This window comes from Collimonas sp. GW821-FHT02H07 (assembly GCF_059421505.1).
On sequence record NZ_JBWKVC010000003.1, the window covers coordinates 156,413 to 179,061 of the forward strand.

General features: G+C 59.1%; 16 protein-coding genes and 1 pseudogene. 10 read left to right on the forward strand and 7 right to left on the reverse strand.

What is annotated here, in order from left to right:
- Positions 1-50 precede the first annotated feature (50 nt).
- The 9 genes from AC07V8_RS06840 (at position 51) to AC07V8_RS06880 (ending at position 9,748) form a co-directional block, all read left to right on the forward strand.
- A complete protein-coding gene (locus AC07V8_RS06840) occupies positions 51-605 on the forward strand; it encodes a tetratricopeptide repeat protein (protein WP_494679580.1) in 555 nt (184 codons plus the stop codon).
- Between the two features lie 68 nt (positions 606-673).
- Complete coding sequence (tssB, locus tag AC07V8_RS06845; RefSeq protein WP_211445075.1) at positions 674-1,183, forward strand: type VI secretion system contractile sheath small subunit; 510 nt, start codon at positions 674-676, stop codon at positions 1,181-1,183.
- A 1-nt stretch (position 1,184) separates the two neighbouring features.
- On the forward strand, positions 1,185-2,672 hold the full coding sequence (tssC, locus tag AC07V8_RS06850; protein WP_211445074.1) for a type VI secretion system contractile sheath large subunit: 1,488 nt from the start codon (positions 1,185-1,187) through the stop codon (positions 2,670-2,672).
- 24 nt (positions 2,673-2,696) lie between these two features.
- Entirely contained in the window at positions 2,697-3,188 is a 492-nt protein-coding gene (locus tag AC07V8_RS06855; protein WP_038491337.1) for an Hcp family type VI secretion system effector, read from the forward strand.
- Between the two features lie 66 nt (positions 3,189-3,254).
- A complete protein-coding gene (tssE, locus tag AC07V8_RS06860) occupies positions 3,255-3,746 on the forward strand; it encodes a type VI secretion system baseplate subunit TssE (protein ID WP_494679561.1) in 492 nt (163 codons plus the stop codon).
- 1 nt (position 3,747) lies between these two features.
- Positions 3,748-5,592, forward strand: coding sequence for a type VI secretion system baseplate subunit TssF (gene tssF / locus AC07V8_RS06865; protein WP_494679562.1), 1,845 nt, complete (start codon positions 3,748-3,750; stop codon positions 5,590-5,592).
- Complete coding sequence (gene tssG, locus AC07V8_RS06870) at positions 5,556-6,638, forward strand: type VI secretion system baseplate subunit TssG (protein ID WP_098493454.1); 1,083 nt, start codon at positions 5,556-5,558, stop codon at positions 6,636-6,638. Before tssF ends, tssG begins: the two co-directional genes overlap by 37 nt.
- A 24-nt stretch (positions 6,639-6,662) precedes the next feature.
- Complete coding sequence (gene tssH, locus AC07V8_RS06875; protein ID WP_494679563.1) at positions 6,663-9,365, forward strand: type VI secretion system ATPase TssH; 2,703 nt, start codon at positions 6,663-6,665, stop codon at positions 9,363-9,365.
- A 14-nt stretch (positions 9,366-9,379) separates the two neighbouring features.
- Positions 9,380-9,748, forward strand: a complete 369-nt coding sequence (locus AC07V8_RS06880) for a hypothetical protein (protein WP_494679564.1) — start codon at positions 9,380-9,382, stop codon at positions 9,746-9,748.
- Positions 9,749-9,806: 58 nt separating this feature from the next.
- On the opposite strand, the pseudogene AC07V8_RS06885 reads toward AC07V8_RS06880, so the two are convergent.
- The 6 genes and pseudogenes from AC07V8_RS06885 to AC07V8_RS06910 all read right to left on the reverse strand — a co-directional run.
- Positions 9,807-9,994 (reverse strand): annotated as a pseudogene (locus AC07V8_RS06885) (transposase); the annotation flags it as partial.
- A gap of 104 nt (positions 9,995-10,098) precedes the next feature.
- Positions 10,099-10,659 (reverse strand): hypothetical protein, encoded by a 561-nt coding sequence (locus tag AC07V8_RS06890; RefSeq protein WP_494679565.1) that lies wholly within the window; start codon positions 10,657-10,659, stop codon positions 10,099-10,101.
- A gap of 9 nt (positions 10,660-10,668) precedes the next feature.
- Positions 10,669-15,345: an RHS repeat-associated core domain-containing protein gene (locus AC07V8_RS06895; protein ID WP_494679566.1), complete on the reverse strand. Its 4,677-nt coding sequence runs from the start codon at positions 15,343-15,345 to the stop codon at positions 10,669-10,671.
- A gap of 13 nt (positions 15,346-15,358) precedes the next feature.
- Positions 15,359-17,008, reverse strand: a complete 1,650-nt coding sequence (locus AC07V8_RS06900) for a hypothetical protein (protein WP_494679567.1) — start codon at positions 17,006-17,008, stop codon at positions 15,359-15,361.
- A gap of 22 nt (positions 17,009-17,030) precedes the next feature.
- Positions 17,031-19,274: a type VI secretion system Vgr family protein gene (locus AC07V8_RS06905; RefSeq protein ID WP_494679568.1), complete on the reverse strand. Its 2,244-nt coding sequence runs from the start codon at positions 19,272-19,274 to the stop codon at positions 17,031-17,033.
- Between the two features lie 335 nt (positions 19,275-19,609).
- The gene (locus AC07V8_RS06910; protein WP_494679569.1) at positions 19,610-20,176 is read right to left on the reverse strand and encodes a hypothetical protein; all 567 of its coding nucleotides are present in this window, start codon (positions 20,174-20,176) and stop codon (positions 19,610-19,612) included.
- 550 nt (positions 20,177-20,726) lie between these two features.
- Here AC07V8_RS06910 and tssA point away from each other — a divergent pair.
- Positions 20,727-21,842, forward strand: a complete 1,116-nt coding sequence (gene tssA / locus AC07V8_RS06915; RefSeq protein WP_494679570.1) for a type VI secretion system protein TssA — start codon at positions 20,727-20,729, stop codon at positions 21,840-21,842.
- A gap of 23 nt (positions 21,843-21,865) precedes the next feature.
- Here tssA and AC07V8_RS06920 read toward each other — a convergent pair whose 3' ends face one another.
- Complete coding sequence (locus AC07V8_RS06920; RefSeq protein WP_494679571.1) at positions 21,866-22,648, reverse strand: OmpA family protein; 783 nt, start codon at positions 22,646-22,648, stop codon at positions 21,866-21,868.
- Position 22,649: the final 1 nt, after the last annotated feature.

Below are 22,649 nucleotides of genomic sequence, written 5' to 3' on the forward strand. Positions count from 1 at the left end.
TAGAAAGCGAGTTTAAGATGAGTCAATGGAAGAGTAAATTTATCTACGGCATGGCATTGACATGTTTGGTAAGCGCCTGTGCAACAACGCCGCCGCCAGTAGACCCGGCCGCCAAACTGGACGCCATCGTGGCTGAAGCGGATGCGGCCCAGAAAGCCGGCCAGACCGACAAGGCCGTCAAATTGCTGAAAGACGCGACCAGCGCATTTCCTGCAGACAAGGGTCCATGGGTACGTTTGGCGCAAATCCGTTTCGATGCGGAAAATTATGGCGACGCCATTTCCTATGCGCTGGAAGGCTTGAACCGCGATCCGAAAGACAAGGTCGCCAACAGCATCGTCGCGGTGGGCGGCCTGAGATTGTCGACCAAGGCCTTGAACGACCTGCGCACGCAAAACGATTTGAACGGCAATGTCCGTACCGAAGCCCAGGGCCTGGCGAAGATCCTGCGCGAAAGCCTGGGCGAGACAGTACTGGTGCCGGCCCGTCCCAAGGTCGTGGCGCGTCCTGCCGCCGCCCCCAAGAAGAGTGCCGTGGCGGCCAAACCTGGCGCCACGCCTGAACCTAGCGGCGACGGCGCCAATCCATTCGGATCGTTGCAGTAACTACATGAATCCTGCGCCCCGCCACGGGGCCAGGGCTTGATTATCCGGTAAGCATCAGCGGGGGTTTTATGGCCAAAAAAGAGAGTACTCAAAAACGTTTGCAGAAAGTCCGTCCACCACGGGTGCAAATGACTTACGACGTTGAAATCGGCGACGCCATCGAGCAAAAGGAATTGCCGTTCGTGATGGGCGTGGTCGGCGACTTCAGCGGCAAATCAGATGTGGCCCAGGCCAAGCTGAAAGACCGCAAGTTCGTCAACATCGACAATGACAACTTCGACGAAGTGATGAAGGGCATTGAGCCGAAAGCCACTTTCCGCGTACCGAATCATCTGAGCGATGGCGGCGGCGAATTCGGCGTCGAACTGAAATTCAAGTCGATCGACGATTTCCGTCCGGAAGCCGTGGTGCAGCAGATCGAACCGCTCAAGCAGTTGCTGGAAGCCCGCACCAAGCTGGCGGATCTGCGCAACAAGCTGGCCGGCAACGACAAGCTGGAAGACATCCTGAACGATGTGCTCAACAGCACCGAGAAGCTGACGGCGTTGAGCAAGCAAACCAAGAAACAAGGAGACTGAGATGTCCTTTCAGCACAACTCTGCGGCGGCAGCCAGCCCGGTGGCAGAAGAATCCGGCTTGCTCGACCAGATCGTAGAACAGAGCAAAGTCGCCAAATCCGGCGCCGAGCATGACCGCGCCAAGGACATCATTTCGGAACTCGTGAACCAGGTCATGCAAGGCACCGTGGTGGTCTCGCCCAACCTGTCGGCAACCATCGATGCCCGCGTGGCTGAACTGGACCGCCTGATTTCCGAGCAGGTCAGCGCCGTCATGCATGCGCCTGAATTCCAGAAGCTGGAAAGCAGCTGGACCGGCCTGCACTACCTGGTGTTCAACTCGACCACCGGCCAGAACATCAAGATCAAGGTCCTGAACGCCACCAAGCGCGAGCTGGTAAAAGACTTCCAGGCAGCCCTGGACTTCGACCAGAGCGCCATTTTCAAGAAAGTCTACGAAGAAGAGTTCGGCACTTTCGGCGGTTCGCCGTTCGGCGCCCTGCTGGGCGATTTTGAAATCACGCGGCAACCGGAAGACATGTATTTCGTCGAGCAGATGTCGCACATCGCCGCTTCCGCCCACGCGCCTTTCATCAGCGCCGCATCGCCGGAACTGTTCGGACTGGAAACCTACAGCGAACTCGGCAAGCCGCGCGACCTGGCCAAGGTGTTCGAGACGGTCGAATACGCAAAATGGAAGTCTTTCCGCGAGTCGGAAGATTCCCGCTATGTCGGCTTGACCTTGCCGCGCTTCCTGGGACGTTTGCCGTTCAATCCGAAAGACGGCCAGACTGTCGACGGCTTCAACTTCGTGGAAGATGTCGACGGCACCGATCACTCCAAATACCTGTGGTGCAACGCAGCCTATGCTTTCGGCACCAAGCTGACCAAGGCGTTTGAAGACTTCGGCTGGTGCGCGGCGATCCGCGGCGTGGAAGGCGGCGGCCTGGTGGAAGACTTGCCGACCCATACCTTCAAGACCGACGAAGGCGAAGTCGCGCTCAAGTGCCCTACCGAGATCGCGATTACCGACCGCCGCGAGAAAGAACTGAGCGACCTCGGCTTCATCTCGCTGGTGCATTGCAAGAACACCGACTACGCCGCCTTCTTCGGCGCGCAATCGACCCAGAAAGCCAAGAAATACAATACCGATTCAGCCAATGCGAACTCGGTGCTGTCAGCCCAGCTGCAGTACATCTTCGCGGTATCGCGTATTGCGCATTACATGAAGTCGATGATGCGCGACAAGATCGGCAGCTTTGCTTCGGCAGGCAACGTGGAAGATTTCCTCAACCGTTGGCTGACCCAGTATGTGCTGCTCGATGACAATGCCAGCCAGGAGCAAAAGGCGCAATTCCCGTTGCGTGAAGCCTCAGTGCAGGTATCCGAAGTACCAGGACGTCCGGGTGTCTATCGTGCAGTGTCTTTCCTGCGCCCTCACTTCCAGCTTGACGAACTTTCAGTTTCACTCCGCTTGGTCGCAGAATTACCGGCGTCAACCAAGTCTTAATTTTATTGAATAAGGGGTATTACCATGGCAATCGACGTATATCTGCAAATTAACGGCATCAAGGGCGAGTCGACCGACAGCGCCCACAAGGATTGGATCGAATGCAAATCGGTGCAATGGGAAGTGCTGCAGCCGAAGTCGGCTACGGCATCGACCGGCGGCGGCCACACAGCCGAGCGCTGCGAGCACAAGGACATCGTGATCACCAAGATCGCTGACCTGGCTACGCCTTTGCTGCTGCAGAACTGCTCGTCCGGCAAGACCATCGACAGCGCCAAGTTCGAATTCCTGCGCGCCGACGGCAAGGGCGACCGCATCAAGTACTTCGAAATCGAACTGTCGAACCTGCTGATCTCCGACGTCACGCCATCCGTCCAGGAAGGCGACGTGCTGAGCGAAAGTGTCAGCCTGAAGTACTCCAAGGTCAAATGGAAGTACACCCAGCAAAAAATCGGCGGCGGCTCCGGCGGCAATACTTCCGGCGGCTGGGATCTGTCGACCAATAAAGTCGTGTAATTTTTTTTGCACCAGTAATGGGAGCCGCGGCATGCTGCGGCTCTTTTTTTCTTTGAATGGTATGCGATGAAAGGTTTCACGCCGGGATTGTTTGACAGACTGATGGGCGGCGACAGTACGCCTGCGCAATCCGATCTGGTGGTGCGGCTGTCCATGGATTCCTTGAAAGACGCGGTCGCCCGCGACCTGGAAGCGATGCTGAATACGCGCACCGTGATTCCCGAAGAAATACTGAAGAATTTCCCCGAATGCAGCAAGTCGATACTGACCTACGGCTTGAACGATTTTTCCGGCATGAGCCTGGCCAGCATGGATGACCGCGCGTACATCTGCGAATGCCTGGAACAAGGCATTGCGCGCCACGAGCCGCGCCTGAGGAATGTCCGGGCGTCGCTCGAACTGCGCGAAGGATCGATCAACCGCTTGAATTTTGCGATTGCAGCCATGCTGGTGGTCGGCCCGGCCAAGGAAGCCGTCAGCTTCGACGCCGTGCTGCAGCCATCGACCTTGCAATACTCAATCAGCAAAGCACGCCGCACAGCGCGCATGGACGGTTAACGTGGACGAACTACTCCCCTATTATGAGCGCGAGCTCGGTTTCCTGAGGCGCTATTCGCGCGAGTTTTCCGAACGCTACCCGAAGATCGCCGGCCGCCTGCTGATGTCCGGCGAGGTGTCGGAAGATCCGCACATCGAGCGCATGATCCAGTCCTTTGCGCTGATCAACGCCCGCACCTCGAAGCGCCTGGACGACGACTATCCCGAATTCACCGAAGCCCTGTTCGAGGTGCTGTATCCGCACTATCTGCGCCCGTTCCCCTCCTGCTCGATCGCGCGCATGGACTATGCCGCTGCTGCCGCGCAGCTGACCATCGCCATGCCGGTGCCGCGCGGCGCCGAGCTGACTACGCGCCAGGTCAAGGGCGTGGCCTGCAAATTCAAGACCAGCTATGACGTCACGGTAGCGCCGGTGCAGCTATCGCACGCGATCTTCGATCCCATCATCGAACCGCCGGATGCCGTGCAGTTGCCGCCGGCCGCCAGCTCGCGCATCGGCATCACTTTCGAAAGCACCGCCGAGCAAGCCGGCTTTGCCGAGCTCGGCGTCACCAGCCTGCGCGTATTCATCGACGGCGAACCGTCGTTTTGCGCGGCCTTGCGCGATACGCTTTTCATGCGCACCGTGCGCGCCTATGTGGAAGCCGGCAAGAGCGGCAAATGGCATGCCGTCAGCAAGATTCCGGTGACGCCGGTCGGCTTTGAAGAAGACGAATCGCTGATTGATTTTCCGGCGCGCTCGCATCCGGCCTACCGCCTGCTGACCGAATATTTTTCCTATCCCGAGAAATTCAATTTCTTCGATGTGAATGTAGCCGATCTCACCAGGCTGCTGCCGCCGGGATGCAAGAAATTCACCCTGCACCTGGTGCTGTCGGGTCTGCGCGCCGATTCCAACACCGCGCGCATGCTGGGCACCATGTCGACCAACAACCTGCTGCTGGGCTGCACCCCGGTCATCAACCTGTTCAAGCAGCGCGGCGACCCGATCCGCCTGACCCACACCAGCGCCTACTATCCAGTGGTCGGCGACTCGCGCCGCGCCTACGCCTACGAAGTGCATTCCATCGATTCCGTGCAGCTGGTGCGGCAAACGCCGGAAGGCGAATCGATTACCGAATTTCGTCCCTTCTATTCGCTGCGCCATGGCGAAAGCGCGGACAAGGCCGGCCACTACTGGGCCATGCGGCGCGACGAAATGGTGGCGGCCCGCAGTCCCGGCTACGAAACCGAGATTTCCATCGTCGACATCGACTTCGATCCGGCCGCCATAGAAACCGACACGCTGAGCATCGAACTGACTTGCTGCAACCGCAACCTGCCCTCTTCGCTGTCCTACGGCCTGGAGGGCGGCGACCTGTTCCTGGAAGGCGGCTCGCTGGTGAACGAGGTCAGTTTCTTGCGCAAGCCTTCCGAGCCCTGCCGCTTCGAACGCGGCCGCGGCGCCCACTGGCGCCTGATTTCGCATCTGGCCTTGAACCATCTGTCGCTGGCCAAGGGCGGCCTGGAAGCGCTGCAGGAAACCCTCAGCCTGTACGACCTGCCGCGCTCGGCCATCTCGCAGCGCCAGATCGGCAGCGTGGTCGGCATCGATCACAAGGCCGCGACCGCGTGGCTGCCGGGCAATCCGTTCGCCTCGCTGGTACGCGGCATCGAAATCCGGGTGACCCTGGACGAGGAAGGCTTTGTAGGTAGCGGCATCCATGTGTTTGCCAACATCCTGGACCGCTTTCTCGGCCTGTATGTGCATGCCAACAGCTTTACGCAATTGGTGATAGCTTCAAAACGAACAGGTGAGGAGATACTGCGATGCTTACCGCGCAGCGGAGATTCGAACCTAGTGTAATCCAGCGCCTGCTCGACAAGCCGCATCGTTTCCAGTTTTTCCAGGCTGTGATGATGCTGGAGCTGTGGCTGAAGCAGAATGGCGTCCCGCATGAAGAGGCCGTCAGCGATTTCCTGCGTTTCCAGAACACGGTGTCGCTCAACTTCCCGCCGAGCGAGATTGAAGCGCTGCACGTGACGCCCAAGCTGACCAGCCAGACGGTGGAAGAACTGCTGGAAGCCTTGCAGAGCAACCGGCTCGACAACATCGCGCTGACGCCGGCGTTCATCGGCTTTTTAGGCAGCAACGGCACGCTTCCCAGCCACTATTCGGAACGAATTGCCGCGCATCAGCTGTATGAAAAGGATCACGGCCCGCGCGCCTTCCTCGATGTCTTTTCGAATCGCGGCGTGGCGCTGTTCTTTAAAGCCTGGCGCAAATACCGGCTGGAGTTCAAGTACCAGATCGACGGCAAGGACAGCTTCCTGCCGCTGCTGATGGCGCTGGCCGGCCTCGGCCACCGCACCTTGCGCGACCGCATGTCGGAAGAAGGCGAAGGCTTGCTGGACGAATCGATCGGCCATTTCGCCGCGGCGATCCGGCACCGGCCGCCGTCGGCCGCGTACATGCAGCGGGTGCTGTGCGAATATTTTGCGGTGCCGATCGCGATCGAGCAGTTTGTCGGCCACTGGTACGACGTCCCGCTCGACCAGCAAACCGTGCTGGGCGCCACCAACGCGACGCTGGGCAGCGTCGCCATGGTCGGCGAGCGGGTCTGGCAGCGCGACTTGCGCATGCGCCTGAGGATAGGCCCGCTGCGCCGCAAGAAATTCGAAAGCTTCTTGCCGGGCGGTTCTGCCGCCGTCGGCTTGCAAAAGATACTGGCGATGTTTACCAGCGTTTTCCTGGAATACGAAGTACAGCTGATCCTGCGGGCGGACGAGGTGCGCAGCGTGACCTTGAACTCCGACCGCGAAGGCGGCCAGCTGGGCTGGGACACCTTTGTCACCAGCAAGCCTGAACAGCATGACCGCACCGACGTTTGTTACGAAATTCACTCACTTTGACCATGCATGGATGGGAAGGCTTCAATGAGCATTAATCTCAAAACCTTAATCAGCAAACTGAACGACACCTCGCGCCTCGCGGCGGAACGCGCTGCAAACATCTGCGTCGGTCGCGGCCAGTATGAAGTGGATATCGAGCATCTGTTCCTGGCCCTGCTGGAGCAGCCGAAGAGCGACTTTGCCGTGATCGCGCGCAAATGCGGCATCAGCATCGCAGCGCTGGAAAGCGACCTGCAGCATGAGATCGACCGCTTCAAGAACGGCAATGCCCGCACCCCGGTATTCTCCCCTCACCTGCCAAAGCTGTTCGAGCACGCTTGGCTGATCGCCTCGCTGGACAACCAGTCCGGCCGCATCCGCAGCGGCCACCTGCTGCTGGCGCTGCTGACCGAGCCGGACCTGGTGCAGCTGGCCTACCGCGGATCCAAGCTGTTCATCAAGTTCAAGCTGGACGACCTCAAGCACGACCTGGAAAAGCTGACCGAAGGCTCGCAGGAAAGTGCGGCGATCAACGGCGGCGCAACTGCAAGCGAAGACGAAGGCGGCGATCCGGTGCAGGACCTGACCAACAAGGACGGAGCTTCGAAAACGCCGTCGCTGGACAAGTTCACCACCAACCTGACGCAGCGCGCACGCGAAGGCAAGGTCGATCCGGTGATCGGCCGCGACACCGAAATCCGCCAGACCATCGACATCCTGATGCGGCGCCGGCAAAACAATCCTATCCTGACCGGCGAGGCCGGCGTCGGCAAAACCGCAGTGGTGGAAGGCCTGGCGCTGCGCATCGCGCAAAAAGACGTGCCTGACGTCTTGCAAGGCGTGGAAGTGCACACGCTCGACATGGGCCTGCTGCAAGCCGGCGCCAGCGTCAAGGGCGAGTTCGAGAACCGCCTGAAGAGCGTGATCGACGAAGTCAAGAAAAGCTCGCACGCCATCATCCTCTTCATCGACGAAGCCCACACCATGATCGGCGCCGGCGGCCAGGCTGGCCAGAACGACGCCGCCAACCTGCTGAAACCGGCGCTGGCGCGCGGCGAGCTGCGCACCATCGCCGCCACCACCTGGAGCGAGTACAAGAAATATTTCGAAAAAGACGCCGCCCTGGCGCGCCGTTTCCAGGTCGTCAAAGTCGAAGAACCGAGCGAAGAACTGGCCTGCGCCATGCTGCGCGGCATGGCGCCGCTGATGGAAAAGCATTTCGGCGTGCGCGTCTTCGACGAAGCGATCACTGAGGCAGTGCGCCTGTCGCATCGCTACATCAGCGGCCGCCAACTGCCGGACAAAGCCATCAGCGTGCTCGACACTGCCTGCGCCAAGGTCGCGCTGGGCCAGAATGCAACGCCGGCCCTGATCGAGAACATCGTCAAGAAACTGGACCGCCTGGTGGCCGAACTGAACTCGCTGGAACGCGAATCGAACGCCGGCGGCAAGCATGCCGAGCGCCTGAAGGAATTGCGCGGACTGCAAGCCACGCTGAATGCGGAACTGGCAGTTCACCGCGAGCGCTGGGAAAAGGAAAAAGCCCTGACCGACCGCATCAAGGCCGCGCGCACCGAGCTGGAAGCAGTCCCGGTGGCCGAACAGACCGCGCCGGAAGAAGGCGCCAAGCCGTCCAAGAAAGCCCCCAAGGACAGCAAGGAAAGCCAGGAACTGGCCAAGCTGATCGAAGAACTGAAGCAGCTGCAAGGCGAAACGCCGATGGTGCCGGTGCAGGTCGACGGCCTGGTGGTAGCGGAAATCGTCGCCAGCTGGACCGGCATCCCGCTCGGCAAGATGGTCAAAGATGAAATCAAGACCGTGATCAACCTCGGTTCGCTGCTGCACGAACGCGTGCTCGGCCAGCCGCATGCGATCGAAGCCGTGGCGCAGCGGGTGCGTACTTCGCGCGCCAACCTGGACGATCCGAACAAACCCAAGGGCGTGTTCCTGTTCGTCGGTCCGTCCGGCGTCGGCAAGACCGAAACCGCGCTGGCGCTGGCCGACGTGCTGTACGGCGGCGAACGCAAGCTGGTCACCATCAACATGAGCGAATACCAGGAAGCGCACAGCGTCTCCGGCCTGAAAGGCTCGCCGCCGGGCTACGTCGGCTACGGCGAAGGCGGCGTCCTGACCGAAGCAGTACGGCGCAATCCGTACAGCGTGGTGCTGCTCGACGAAGTCGAAAAAGCCCATCCGGACGTGCTCGAACTGTTCTTCCAGGTCTTCGACAAGGGCGTGCTGGATGATGCCGAAGGCCGCGAAATCGACTTCAAGAACACCATCATCATCCTGACCAGCAATGTCGCCTCCAGCCTCATCATGCAAAGCTGCCTGAACAAGGCCGCAGCGGAACTTCCGAGCACCGACGACCTCGAACAAGCGATCCGGCCGCAGCTGGTGAAAGCCTTCAAGCCGGCCTTCCTCGGCCGCCTGAAAGTAATCCCCTACTACCCGATCTCGGACGACGTGCTGGCGGAGATCATCAACCTCAAGCTGGGACGTATCCAGAAACGCATCGCCATCAACCACAAGGCCGAATTCAGCTACGACGAGCCGCTGGTCGAAGCCGTGCTGGCGCGCTGCACAGAAGTCGATTCCGGCGCCCGCAACGTCGACAATATCCTCAACGGCACGCTGTTGCCGGAAATTGCCGAAACCGTGCTGGCCCGGATGGCCGAAGGCGGCAGCATCGCCAAAATCAAGGTCACTGCCAACAAGCAGGGACAATTCAAGTACGCAATCAAATAAGACCAGGAGAAATCATGGATGCAGCAACCAAACAGAAAATTTTGAAGCAGTGCTATTCGAAGCGCTTCGACGAGAAATACAGCCGCAGGCACCAGTACCAGGACAAGGCGACCGATGTGCGCAACTACGTCAAGCTGACGCCGGCGGATATCGTCGACTTGCTGGATACGGCGTCGGCGGCTGCGCGTGCACCGGCGCGGCGTTTGCTGCAGCTGATGCAAGGGTGGCCTTGGCTGCCTTCAGCGACGGCGCATGAGGGTGGGATTGGGGATCAGCGCGGGGTGGATAACAATCTGCACATTACGCTGAAGGTGGGGAATAAGAGTTATCACTTGCGGTGCAAGGAGCAGCCGGGGTTGCATGTTATTCAGATCACAGGATAACTCAACAACGGTCCAGTAAATACCACCTTAGTTATTTGCACCAGCGCATGCAACAGCACTTGATCGTCAGGCAAAACTGGTTGGCGGCGTCACTCAACTTCGGCCTCGGCCCTGCTTGCCATTCGCGCTGCCATGCCAGTGCATTTCTTTGTCCAGCCAGATCAGCAGCGAGCCATGCGTCTTGAGCGCTGCGTTGTACTCTTTCCAATTCGTCGTTCGGTATCTCAGGCAAGCAGGTTTGGTCATGCCGCCAGCTTGCCTGATGGAGCTTTCGAGCGGCAGGTGGGTTGATTTATGCAACAAAACCACCCTTGATTGTACGCGCCGGCAAATTCCCCTCCCAAGAAATATCAAGAGCATTTGGCATTTTTTTTATTTATTTTATCAAGCAATTTTCTCGTCGCCTTTTCACTATTTTTGTCATTTTTTGGAATTTTTATTATTGGGGAAAAATTATTTTTTGCCTCTTTAATAAACGAGGCATGCGTATTTTCGTTATCGTCAAAAAGTATTGAAAGATGTGTGAGATAGAAATTTAATTCTCTTCTTTGCAAACGAAGAAAAAATCTCTCGTCAGAACTAATTATTGCCCCTTCAGCGAAGTTCCGAGAAAGATATATCGTGGGCGTTCCAAGTTTACATTCAATTTCCCGCAATATGCCCCCTACTCTCTTATGCAGATTGTAATATCTGATGTAATGCCCGTATATTTTTACAGTAGGTTCTTTTGTGAAAACAATCTCTAAATTCGCGTTTTTTTTGTCAAGCGACAGACTATTTTCTATGAAATATCTGGCGAATGATTCATCCTCGGAATCGAGCGCACAGAGTCCTGGAGAAAAAATATTTTTCGGATATTTTTCTGCAACTGCCACTAGCTGGCAGCTAAATTCATCTTCTTTGATCTGCATGGGTTAATGTTATTCCTTTGGCCTGCACGGGTTGGTGTTTTTACGTTGTCTAAAGATTCTTCCGACTGCCTTCAACTCGGGCGTTCTATGTTTGTCAGGGTAATGATCTACCCCACTTTTTGCTTGCAATGCTAATGTATTTCTGTTGGTTGGATCGTCAAGGTGAGCTCTAACAGCCTCTTGAATTTGTGCCCATTGCGCTTTTTCCTTGGCACTATTCGAATTTGCCAAAGCTCTAGTTCCTGGATCTGAGGGAACGAGATCTAAACCAGTGCTACTGGAATTTGGTACAAGCCCGACATGTCCACTTTTTTTAGGCAAGCCAGGACCGGTCACATTAGCATGAACGCCTCTACCTACGGTATCTGCTCCAGCCGAGTTAGAAGTAACTTCATATCCTGCCAACCCCAATGGATCAAGCCACCCCATTGGATTAGGCGCATATTGGTAAGGGTTTTCCCCTCCCGCTAATCCAATTGGATCCTGCCCAACAAACTGCCCGATAGCAGGATCATAATAGCGGTATCGGTTGTAATGCAATCCGGTCTCAACATCAAAATACTGCCCCTGAAGCCGGATCGGATTATCTACCGCATCTACATGCAGTCGCTGTATCTTTCCCCATGGCATATGGCTGACAGACCATACAATCTGTCCGCAACTATCGGTCAATCTGATCGGACACCCATTGCGGTCGTTGTGATAATGAAAAACGCCGCTGCCAGTCTCTTCATCTTCAACGATCGGCTCCGCATCGCTGGTGGTGATCTCCGGTGGAATGCTTGCCACTACTCTTGGCGCAACGATTGCTGGAGTAAACATGGGTGGCGATGCGCTGGAACTGCCACCCAACTGCATCCCTACTCCCAAACTAGCATGGCCCGATCCACGGGTATCGGCAAGACTGGCTTGACTATTGCCCTCTGAGATCAACGGAGCTGCTTCGCCTTGCGGGCCGAGCCTGACACCGCCCAATCCTCCCATGCCACCTAACCCGCCCAGGCTGCCTAACGCACCCATGCCGCCGATACCCCCGGTAGCAACTGCCCTTGAGTCTGGTGAAAACTGGGGTTGCGGTCTTGCTACAGGAACAGCTGTTACCTGCATCTGCGCAACAGGATGGGATGCCACTTGTTTTGCCGCGACACGTGCAGGCCGTTTGGCGACTTTGGCCTGCCGATCAATCAATACAAGCGGCACGAACGCGCCTGGATAATAGACATACTCCTTTGCCTGTGCATGCAGCGTCTTCAGCGCAGCAAGCCGCTTGCGCGCCGCCATGAAATCGGCCATATTGCCGGCCGTCCAGATATCGGCGCTCTGGGACTGGTTGGCTTGCTGCACTTCTCCCAGCAAGGCGTCGCCATCCCAGAAGAACCAGGTGGTGTGAGTTAAGTTGCGCTTGAACACCCGCCGCCCGAGCGGATCGTAGCCGTAGCGGGTCGTCTGTCCGGCCTGACTGCTTTCGACCAGGCGCTGGTTGGCGTCCCAGCGCAATTGCAAGGTGGGATCGGTGGCCGATTGTTTTTCCGATGGCGCTTCGCTTGGACCGCGCCGGATCAGGTTGCCGGCGCGATCGAATACGTAGTTCGTCCCTTCATGGCTGCCTTCGCGGCTCCACATGACCTCAGCTTGGCTTTCAGCGCCTGCGGCCTGTTTCATCTCCATCTGGCGGACCCGCGTGTGCAAGCGGTCGCCGGCCGGGTCGTTGAGGAAGTCCGTGACACGTCCGGCGGTATCGGTGTGGCGCAGGAGGTTGCCCAGCGGATCGTAGTGGTACAGGTCGCTGCCATGTTCACTGTCGCTGCGCCGGGTCTGGTTGCCGGCGCGGTCGTATTCGTAGCTGGTGGCGAACAACGGTATCTGATCGCGCAGCACGGTCTGGGCAGTCAGTTGGTCTGCCGTGTCATAGCGCATCTGACGCCGGACACTGTTGCTCAATTGCTCTTTGACAACGCGCCCCAATGCATCGCGCTCGATCAGGATCGGCGGCTCGTCGTTGATGGCGATGGTCGCCACCTGATCGCACAGATCGTAGGTGGCGACGACCTGGTTGCCGGCGCTGGTTTGTCGCGACAAGCGGTTGCCGACTTCGTCGTAGCGGCATGCGATCTGGAAGCCATCCTGCACTTCTTCACAAAGACGCCAGTCGGCGTCGAACTTGCGCAAGATGTGCCGATTCGGATTGCGCATCTCGATCAGGGCGCCGCTCTTGGCATAACTGAAGGTTTCGTGGATCTGCTGAGTCGGATTGTCGTCATCAGGCAAGGTCTTTTGGGTGATGCGACCCAGCTTGTCGGTAGTGTAGGTGATGATGCGACCCAGCGGATCGACGGCGCTTAACAGATTACCAGCGGCGTCGTAGCGATAATGGCGCGACTGCTCCCAATAATCGACTTCTTCAACGATGCGGCCCAGCGCGTCACGCTTGAGCCGGTAGCTTTCCTTGCGCTGGTTGACCAAGCCAATCAGTTGTTCCTCGGTATCATAAAGATATTGCATGACATGGCCGTCCGCCTGCACGCGCTTGGCGAGCCGGCCGGTACCGACATATTCCAGCTTCGTCCGGGTGCCGTTCTGGTCGGCGTAGCTGATCAACTGGCCTTCCGCGTCGTAGTCGTAATAGACGCTGGCGCCGTCGGCCTGGCGGGTCTGCAGCAGGTGGCCTTTGGCGTCGTAGTGATATTCGGTGACGTCACCGGTAGGATCGGTACGGCGCTTCAGGTAACCAAGGGCGTCATACGCGAAATGAATGCGATGACCTAGGGCATCGGTCAGCTGCGCCAGGTTGCCGTAGCGATCGAAAGCCAGTGCCGTTGTAGCGCCACGGGGGTTGATGTGGGTTGCCAGTTGACCATTGGCATCATAGGTAAAGCGCGATCGCGCACCCATCGGGGTGCTTTGTTCTCGCAGCAAGCCGCGCTCGTCCCAGCTGCGCCGCCAGTGCTGGCCAAGCGGGTCGACCACCTCGATCATGTGATTGGCTTCATCGAAGGCCATGACGGTGGCGGTGCCGTCAGCTTGCACTACCTTGAGCAGATTGCCGCGCTCGTCATAGTCAAACTCGGTGCGCGCGCCGACCGGATCGACTACCGCGGTAGTGCGTCCCACCTCGTCATACTCAAATATCGTGACGCCGCCCAACGGGTCGATTTCGCACAAGGGCAGATTGTTCTCATCGAACTTGATCAGCGAGGTGTGGCCTAGGGAATCGGTCACTTCGGTTTCGCGCAGCAGCTCGTTATAGGCGAACCGGTAATCGTGCAATCCCCGATCGCCCCAGGCGTGCACCACCCGCCATTCGCAGTCGTAGGCGTAGTAAAACGACAGGCCCAAACGGTCTGCATGACGCACCATGTGGTGACGGTCGTATTCAAAAGTACGGGCGGCGTTGAGCGCATCGAGCGCGGCGACCAGGTCCCGGTTCTGATATTTGTACGTCACCAGCGGGTGGGTCAGGCCGGTGGCGGGATCATGCAAGCTTAATTGATGAATTTTCCCATCGAGTTCATGCACTTCGATGAAGCGGCCCGGCAAGCCGTCGATGCCGCTTTCCACGATGCGGGTCAGATGGCCGTCGGCACGTTCGAAGCGCCAGTGATTACCGCACAGGCCTTCGATCCGTTCGATCTGCAGGTGCAGGGCTTGATGCAGTGGCGTGATGTTGGCGGCTGGCTTGCCAAAGACGTAGCGCAGATCGTCCTTGGTCAGCACTTGCAATACATCAGCGCCGCCCTCCTGCGCCCAGATCAGCCTTGCGCCGTCGACAAATTCGGTCACGGCATGTTCGGCGCCGATGGCGGCGGGCAGCTGCGGAAAGACCGCGGCACCGTTAGCTTCGAAGAACAGGACAGTGCCGTCAGCGTCGATTTCCAGGCGGAAGTCGGCCGGGCTCTGCCAGCCGTGGCCGCACATGCCGTCATGGTTATTAGCCGATGAATAGTCGCGGCTCCAGCTCAACGGCAAGCGACCCGGTATCGAAAAATCTTTATGCGATACGGCGACGCTGCCATCGCGAATATCCACCGGTTCGGCGCGCAGTATCTTGCACTTCAGGAAGCCCGACTCCATGTTCTCGAACAGCTTCTTGTATTTCTTTTTTAAGGCATCGGCAGCGCGCTTGAAAGCTTTGGTCCCGCGCAGAGCCTTTAAACCCTTGCCCAGGCCTTTGGCCAAACCAGCCAGCGCCAGCTGGGCGGCGATTCCCTCCAATGCCTCCATGATACTCGGCGGGCCGCCGATGAAGACGGTGTCGGGTATCGCCAGGTTGACCGACGTCGGCAGGGTCATCGACATATGCGGCTCGGCCGATTTCTTGAGCCGGAACGGCGGCACCATGCCGACCACGCTGCAATCGAGCACCGGCATGCCCAGGCGCGAAAATGGCGAGCCATCGGCCAGCACGGTCTTGCTGCCCATGAAGATCTGGTCGTCAAACTGCGGCCCTTCGGGAGCGCGCAACGGCGGCATCCACATTCCCAGGGGGATGTGGACCGACAATCCTTGGGTGCCTGCCGTGGCGCGCTTGACGCCGGCCACCTGTACCGTGGCGCCGATGAACGGCAGGTAATCGAACGGATCCAGCACAATCGAAATATGCGCGGTCGGCAGCGGCCCCGGCGGCATCTCGTACATGTGGATATCGATGCCGATCTGCGGATCGAAATGTTTGGCGGCGTTGGTCATGGGCGCTTTCCTGTCAGGCTGTAGCGGCGGCGCCCAGCGGCTCCGCGGCATGCGCGTTTGGATTGGCGGCAAGCGGGCCATCGATCACGCCTGAGGAATCGGGCAGCTTGGTGAATTGCGGCGGCTCGCTCCATTGCGGGACATCCTTGTCGAGCGGATGCTTGACCTCGGGCAGTCCGTTCCAGAGCGGATTGAGCAGCTCGCGCGCCAATGCCACGACTTTACGGAAATATTCGTCGCCGCCAGCGATCAGTTGTTCGCGCTCCTGGCGCTGGCGCTGGAAGCTGCTTTCAAAACGTATATGCATGGCGTTTTCGATCTTTTCCAGATCGCTGGCTTGCGGCTGTGCGCCCAGCTTGGCAGCTTGCTGTTCGGCGTGCAAATGCGCGGTGGAGATGGCGGCTTGGTAATCGGTCGCGCTGCGTTCCAGTTTTGCGGTGCGCGCCGGGTCCTGCACGCGCAGCAGATCGTGCAGCGCCAGCGCCATGGTGGTGAGCGGGCGTTCGGCCGGGCTCACTGCCTTGGCGGCACGCAAGGCCAATGCGCCGTGGTCGCGTGCCGGTTGCAGCTGGCCGTTCTGCGCATAGCAGTATGCGGCCATGCGGAAGCCTTCGATTTCAAACATGGGATTGGGCACGCGCTGCGCCTGTTCGGCCGCGCTGCGATAGGCTTGCGCCGCGCGCTCGGGTTCTTTTGCCACCAGCCATACGCCGGCTTCGCCGAACCAGGTTTGCATGATCAGGTCGGCGCCCATCGGATGCTTGCTTTGCTCGGCCTGAGTCGCGCATGCGCGGGCGTCGCGATAGCGCTTGATGGCGTCGGCATAATTCTTTTCCTTGAGGTAGGCGCCGGCGACCGCCATCTGCAGCACGACCTGCTGGTCCGGCCATTGCTCGCGCTGCGCGATCTCCATCGCTTTTTCGGCGCGCGCAGCGGTTTGCGCGGCGCTGCCCTTTTCCACCAGGGTGATGACGTCGGTGAGCAACTGGCGGTAAGCCACGGTGGGGCCTGCACCGCCGGCCTGGGCCACGGTTTCGCGGGCGATGTCGAACATGTCGATGGGTGCTTCGACCACGCGCACGCGGTCGCCATGGCGTTGCGCCAGCGCTTGCCAGCGCTGATCGGTGACCGTATCGACCAGCACCAGCCGCACGCCGGCGCCATCCGCCGTCAATGCGGGGCTGCGCAGCGCGGCATCCAGCCAAGCTTCCCACGCTTCCTGGCTGGTGACCGGATGCGGCGCCAGCACTGCCGCCACGTAGCGCAGATGTTCCAGCTGGGCCTGATGGTAGCGCGCAAACGACGCCAGCGTAGCCATCACGCCGGCGGCCGAATCGTGCTGCGGCGTCTGCGCAACAGACCAGTCGGTGCTCACGCCTTGCTCGCGCAGGCTGTCCTTGCTGTCGATATAGTTTTCCGCCAACGACTGGCGCAGTGCGCGGCTGTAGCCGAAGCCGGTGTCGAAAGCAGCATCAAAACGCAGGAACAGGTCCGGCGTGGTCCAGTCCCCCGGGTGCTGCTGTATTTCAAAGAAAGCTTGCAGCATGCGGTCGGCATTGGCGGGAATGCGCCATACCAGCACTCTCATGCGCGGATCCTGGGTGTGTTCCAGCCACAGATCGCGCAGGGTCGCAACTCTTTTTTCGACAGGATTCTTAGCCATGCTGGCCCCCTCTCAATAATGCTTAGCTGTTCAGGTTGATCTTGCTGCCGTTGATCGACACGCCGCTGCCGTTGACCTTGATGATCGAACCGCCTGCTTTGATCGTGATTTCGCCGCCGTCGATGCTGATGCCTGCCTCGTCGACGACCAGTTCGACCTTTGTGGCGGAGCTCATTTTCTGATTGGCGCCGGAATACACGGTGTGGGTGCCGGAGACTTCATGCTGCATATCGCCGTCCACCGACAGCAAACGATGGCCTATATTGCTATCCTTTATCTCGCCATTGACCGTACGCTTATCGAGCCCGGTCACCGTCACTTCGCGGCCGGTATGCATGGTCTGGCTGACGGCGCCGGTAACGGTGTGCGTGAGCGTGCCGCTGATATCGTGTTTCCAGTCGCCGTTGGTATTGCCGCTATAGTTGCCGATCAGCGTGTTGCTGTGATTGCCGGTGATGTTTTCGGTATAGCCCGCCGCAGTGATGGTCCGCGTCTGGCCGGCGTGATAGGTTTGTGTCACCGCGCCGGTCACCGTGGCGGTCGAGGCACCGGTCACCGTGCGGGTATCGGTACCGGTCACCGTCGCGCCGCGGTTGCCGCCCACCGAGATATCCTGGTTGGCGCCGACATTCAGGCTGTGGTTGACGGCGACCGTGGTCGCCTTGTTGTTCTTGACCGTGCTGTTGTGATCGTTCAGCACCGTCACCGCCATATCCTTCTGGGCGTGCATGTTGAGCAGTTCGCCGCCGGCCGTATCGTGCATGGTGACTTCGTTGAAGCCGCCGCCGCGCACGGTCTTGGAGCGCATGCCGCTGACTTCCTGGCCGAACGGTGGCATGTTGTCGGCGTTGTAGACGCGGCCGGTGATGATGGGCCGGTCCGGATTGCCATCGAGGAAATCGACCACCACTTCCTGGCCGATGCGCGGCGCCGATACCCCGCCCATGCCGGCCCCGGCCCACGGGCTGGCGACCCGCACCCAGCAAGAGCTCTGGTCGTTGAACTGGCCCAGCCGGTCCCAGTGGAACTGCAATTTGACGCGGCCGTATTTGTCGTGCCAGATCTCTTCGCCTTTCGGTCCCACCACGGTCGCGGTCTGCGGTCCGGGCATCCGCGGCCTGGCTGTATCGCGCAAGGGACGGAAAGGAATCTTGCGGCGCAAGGCGGTGACTTCGACACGGTAGATGCAATCCTGCGCCGTGCTGAAATCGCTGGCGAAATTATTCCGTGCATCATGCGTGATCTGCAAGGCGATGAAACGGTGCTCGGTGGCGTCGTCGCTCTCATGTTCGAAATGGCCTTGCAGATCGAAATAACGGCCGACCACCAGTTGGCGATAAGTGCCGGAGCCTTCGAACAGCTTGGTCTGCCAGCCCGCCTCCTCGGCGCGCACCGCGCTCAGCTGTTCGCCGACCGCGCTATTGCCATAGCTGGCGGAACCGTCGTAGGCATAGCGTTCGAACTGCGGCAGGTTGCCGCGCGGGACATCGGTTTTCTGCTCCACCGCCAGCGGGTTGCGCGGCTGCTTGAAATCGAAACTCTTGATGCTGTGCACGGTGGCGCCGACCCGGCGCCGCGGCCGCCAGTCGTCCAGCACGTCGCTGGCCTGCAGTTCCGGGTTCGGCTGGAAGCGCACCGTCGCATCGTTTTCCAACGGCAGGGATTGGGTGGAATCGTCGGCCAGCACCAGCTTATGGCCGCTCTCGCTGTGCTCGAAACTATAGTAGATGCCGGCATCCTCCAGCAGCCGCGAGACGAAGCTGAAATCGGATTCGTTGTATTGCACGCAGTAAGACAGTTTCGGATAGCGGCTGGCGATCAGGTCGAAGCGATAGTCGGCCAGCTGGCCGTACTTGTGGAACACTTCCTGGGCGATGTCGAGCACAGACAGGTCCTGGAACACGCGGCAGTTGCTGGCGTAGTCGAGGAAGGAAAACCAGGGCGCCAGCTGCGCCTGGTAAGTGGCCATGCCGCCGTCGCTGCCGGTGCGCGCAAATTCGCGCACGAAACCATGGAAATGCCGTTCGCTGGACTTGGTCTGCATGGTCAGCAGCAGCGGCTGGCCAACCAATTGCTTTAGCTCAAGCTGCTCGTAAGGCGACAATAATTCCAGCGTCAGGTCGAAGGGTTTAGATAGCGCTTCCGTGCCGTGCAAACGGTGCACCAGCAGCAGGTCGGCATCCAGCGGCGTCTTGATACGGACCAGGCGGCGATCCTGGTTGAAGCGGCCGACGCGGGCCAGCATCGCAGAGGCGTTTGGATACATTGACATTCTCCGTTTCGCAAAAGGAATGGCTCTGCTGAGGATAGCTATTCAAGCCACGATCCCGAATGAGTTAGGCGCGGACACTGGCGCGCGTGGACACTTCATTGAATTACCGAGTGGCAACACTATTGCCGGAATGCAATTATATCGGGATTTGAGGACGATGCGACATTCCGCGACAATAATTTACATTGGTGGAATTAGCGGCGGATGACGCCGGGTAATTGCGCAGCCAGCCGGTAGCCGGCTGCGGAAAGATACTTGCGGGGGAAAAGCCGAATGGCGATGCCTGGCATCGCCCTGTGTGAATTACTGCAGTACGTTATTGCCGTGCGTTATTGCAGCGCGCCAAACGGCTTGGCATCGCCGCCGGCATCGGCCGGCGCTGCGGCTTTGGCGGCACGCACGACTTTCTTGCGCAATGGATGATTGGCCTTAGGCTTGGCTTCCGCCACCGCCGACGGATCAACCACGGTTTCTCCCAGGCTTTCGCGCAGCAGTTTTGTCTGACTTTGCGCGTCCGTCAGCACCGTGCCGTTCAAATCGCTCTGCGCGTTCAGGTCATTCAAGGCCTTGATCGACAGCTTGAGGCTGCCCAGGGCGACCACGCCGCGCGCATATTTGTCGGCCGGATCGCGTTGCAGCACTTCCAGTGCGTAGGCAACCGCGTCGCCATAGCTGCCGGCATCGTATTTGATCTGGGTCATGCGCAACCATGGCGTTTTTTCGGTTGGACGGGCCTGCGCCACATCCTTGAGCACTTTGATTTCCTGGTCGGCTGCGCTGTTCTTCTGCGCTGTATCCGCCACGGCAGGCGCTGTGGCAGCGGCCGATGCGGCGAGCGGCAGCATCAGGCAGCTCATGGCAACGCTGCAGATCAGTTTGTTTTTCCAATGATTCATAGTCCCTTACTCACTTTCTTAAAAATATTAAAACCGGGGCAGCACGGCACAGCCGTTTCTCATATGACAATCATAATCGGCTATCAACCGCCGCTACGGCTATTGCCGTCTAATTAACAAATAATGACAATTCACGCAGATGAAACGATCATTTTTTCAATATGGGGCCATCGTTTTCACCTGCCGATAACAATCCGGGCACCGGCATCGCATGGCGGGCAACGGCAACTTATCAATGCATGCTCTGGGGACACATGTTACTACGGAAACATATCCTTTTCCTTTTTGACACCTGCATCGAAAGCAAACTGCAGAAAAACCACAACTGGCGACATTGGCAATTTACCTATCGTTTTTGGAGCTCCGGGGAAACACTGGAGTATGATTGCACCAAGGAAATGCCAACATTTGCCCGGCGTTTCATGTAATGTATTGGCAAGATTTTATTTACCGTTCCGATATATTCCCGGTCAGGAGCGGCAGCGGGTTTCTCCTCGATCCTGCGGCCGCGACCTTTCTTAGCTTGAATTATTTTTGTGGGTTTTCTTTTATGTTTTCTGTCGAACAATTACTTAATCCAATCAGTGACTCCGCACCTTGCGGCGCCGACCTGTCCTTTTCCAGCGACCTCGACGCCATCGCCCATGCACGCCGTTTCGACGACCCGTCGCTGGACCAGGGCGAGTGGATCACCGAACTGAAAGAAGCCGACTGGGGATTTGTCGTCGACAACTGCGCGCGCCTGATCGAAACCCAGAGCAAGGATTTGCGCCTGGCGGTCTGGCTGAGCGAAGCCAACGCCAAGGTGCGCCATTTCCGCGGGCTGGCCGATGGCTATCTGCTGCTGGCCGGCTTGAGCGACCGCTTTTGGGACATGCTGTATCCGATACCGGACGATGACGACCAGGAACTGCGCATCGGCAATGTCGGCTGGCTGCTGTCGCGCTCGGTGCAGCTGGTGCGCGAAATCCCGCTCACCGAAGGCCGCGGCACGGCATTTTCCACCATCGATTTCGAATCCGCGCGCATCCGCGCCGCCAATGAAGAACGCGGCAACAGCGATGGCGGCGACGGCGTCAAGCTGGCGGATGTGGAGTCGGCACGGCGCAAATCCTCTCCCGCTTACTACGAAAAACTGCTGGCCGACGCCAACGCCTGCCAGCAGGCGCTGCTGCAGCTGGAAAAGTCGATCGATTTCCGGGTAGGCCAGGACGGCCCCGCTTTTTCCGCGGTCAAGGAAGCGCTGGAAAGCGTGATTTCGACCATTACCCGTTTCGCCCAGGAAGCCGGGATCAATACCCGCCCTGCGCCCCAGGCGAATGGCGCCGACACGCATGCCGCGAATGGACAAAATGCAGGACAGAACGCAGCCAAGGTACAACCGGAGGTGAATAAGGTGGAGCAGCAGGAACCGCAAGCAAACAGCCTCAACGGCCCGATCCAGAACCGCACCCAGGCCTTGATGCAACTACGCCACGTGGCGGATTTCTTCCGCCGCACCGAGCCGCACAGCCCGGTCGCCTATCTCGCGGAAAAGGCCGCCCACTGGGGCGAGCTGCCGCTGCATCACTGGTTGCGCACGGTCATCAAGGATCCGGGATCGCTGGCGCATGTGGAAGAACTGCTGGGACTGCAGGGCGACAACCAGTCGCACGACCAGAACTGAGGCCCCGAACCCAGCCTCTTTATTTACTGAGATACCCGGAACTCGATCCGGCGGTTGCGCGAGCGGCCGTCGGCGGTATCGTTGGTCATGATCGGCCGGTCCGGTCCCTGCCCCGAGGTGACGATCAGGTCGCCATTGATGCCCTTCTGCGCCAGATAATCCTTGACCGCATCGGCGCGCGCCTTGCTCAGCGCGATATTGCGCGCGCGCAGGCCCTGGTTGTCGGTATGGCCGATCACTTCCACCTTCTTGTCCTTCAGCGTCGACAGCGCCGCCGACATTTCGTCGAGGATGCGCATGCCGGAAGGCGTCAGCGTCGCTTGTCCGCTTTCGAATTCGATGGTGCGGTTGGCCAGCGTCTGGTCCAGCAATCCCTGTTCCGAAGCCGAGACCCGCAAGCCGTTCTTGACCGTGTAGGTCGGATTCAAATTGCCGGCGATTTCGCTGGCGATCTGCTGGCGCTGCGCTTCGTTGCTGACTTCACCGTTGATGCTGACAGTATTGCCGTCGATTTTCAGCTGGCCGCGGCTGACCTGTTTCAGGCTGGGATTGATCAGCTTTTGCACATAGCCGTTCCAGTTGGCCGGCGCCACTACTGAACCGACCGAGATCTGGTCGACCACGCGGTCGGCGCCGTACAGTTCCTGCAACTTGCTCAGCGCGCTCTGTTTGCTGGCTTCGTCCGGCACGGTGCCGCTGACCAGGATCTGGCCGGGTTTGGGTGTCGCCACCGGGGGCGCGACATTTTGTGCCAGCGCCAGGTTCGACAGCAATAACGATGTCAGGGCAATGCTCAGATAACGCATG

What these genes read in the sequence shown, in the direction of transcription:
- AC07V8_RS06840 (WP_494679580.1), top strand. Translation starts at nt 51, where the DNA reads ATGGCATTGACATGTTTGGTAAGCGCCTGTGCAACAACGCCGCCGCCA.
- tssB (WP_211445075.1), top strand. Translation starts at nt 674, where the DNA reads ATGGCCAAAAAAGAGAGTACTCAAAAACGTTTGCAGAAAGTCCGTCCA.
- tssC (WP_211445074.1), top strand. Translation starts at nt 1,185, where the DNA reads ATGTCCTTTCAGCACAACTCTGCGGCGGCAGCCAGCCCGGTGGCAGAA.
- AC07V8_RS06855 (WP_038491337.1), top strand. Translation starts at nt 2,697, where the DNA reads ATGGCAATCGACGTATATCTGCAAATTAACGGCATCAAGGGCGAGTCG.
- tssE (WP_494679561.1), top strand. Translation starts at nt 3,255, where the DNA reads ATGAAAGGTTTCACGCCGGGATTGTTTGACAGACTGATGGGCGGCGAC.
- tssG (WP_098493454.1), top strand. Translation starts at nt 5,556, where the DNA reads ATGCTTACCGCGCAGCGGAGATTCGAACCTAGTGTAATCCAGCGCCTG.
- tssH (WP_494679563.1), top strand. Translation starts at nt 6,663, where the DNA reads ATGAGCATTAATCTCAAAACCTTAATCAGCAAACTGAACGACACCTCG.
- AC07V8_RS06880 (WP_494679564.1), top strand. Translation starts at nt 9,380, where the DNA reads ATGGATGCAGCAACCAAACAGAAAATTTTGAAGCAGTGCTATTCGAAG.
- AC07V8_RS06890 (WP_494679565.1), bottom strand. Translation starts at nt 10,659, where the DNA reads ATGCAGATCAAAGAAGATGAATTTAGCTGCCAGCTAGTGGCAGTTGCA.
- AC07V8_RS06895 (WP_494679566.1), bottom strand. Translation starts at nt 15,345, where the DNA reads ATGACCAACGCCGCCAAACATTTCGATCCGCAGATCGGCATCGATATC.
- AC07V8_RS06900 (WP_494679567.1), bottom strand. Translation starts at nt 17,008, where the DNA reads ATGGCTAAGAATCCTGTCGAAAAAAGAGTTGCGACCCTGCGCGATCTG.
- AC07V8_RS06905 (WP_494679568.1), bottom strand. Translation starts at nt 19,274, where the DNA reads ATGTATCCAAACGCCTCTGCGATGCTGGCCCGCGTCGGCCGCTTCAAC.
- AC07V8_RS06910 (WP_494679569.1), bottom strand. Translation starts at nt 20,176, where the DNA reads ATGAATCATTGGAAAAACAAACTGATCTGCAGCGTTGCCATGAGCTGC.
- tssA (WP_494679570.1), top strand. Translation starts at nt 20,727, where the DNA reads ATGTTTTCTGTCGAACAATTACTTAATCCAATCAGTGACTCCGCACCT.
- AC07V8_RS06920 (WP_494679571.1), bottom strand. Translation starts at nt 22,648, where the DNA reads ATGCGTTATCTGAGCATTGCCCTGACATCGTTATTGCTGTCGAACCTG.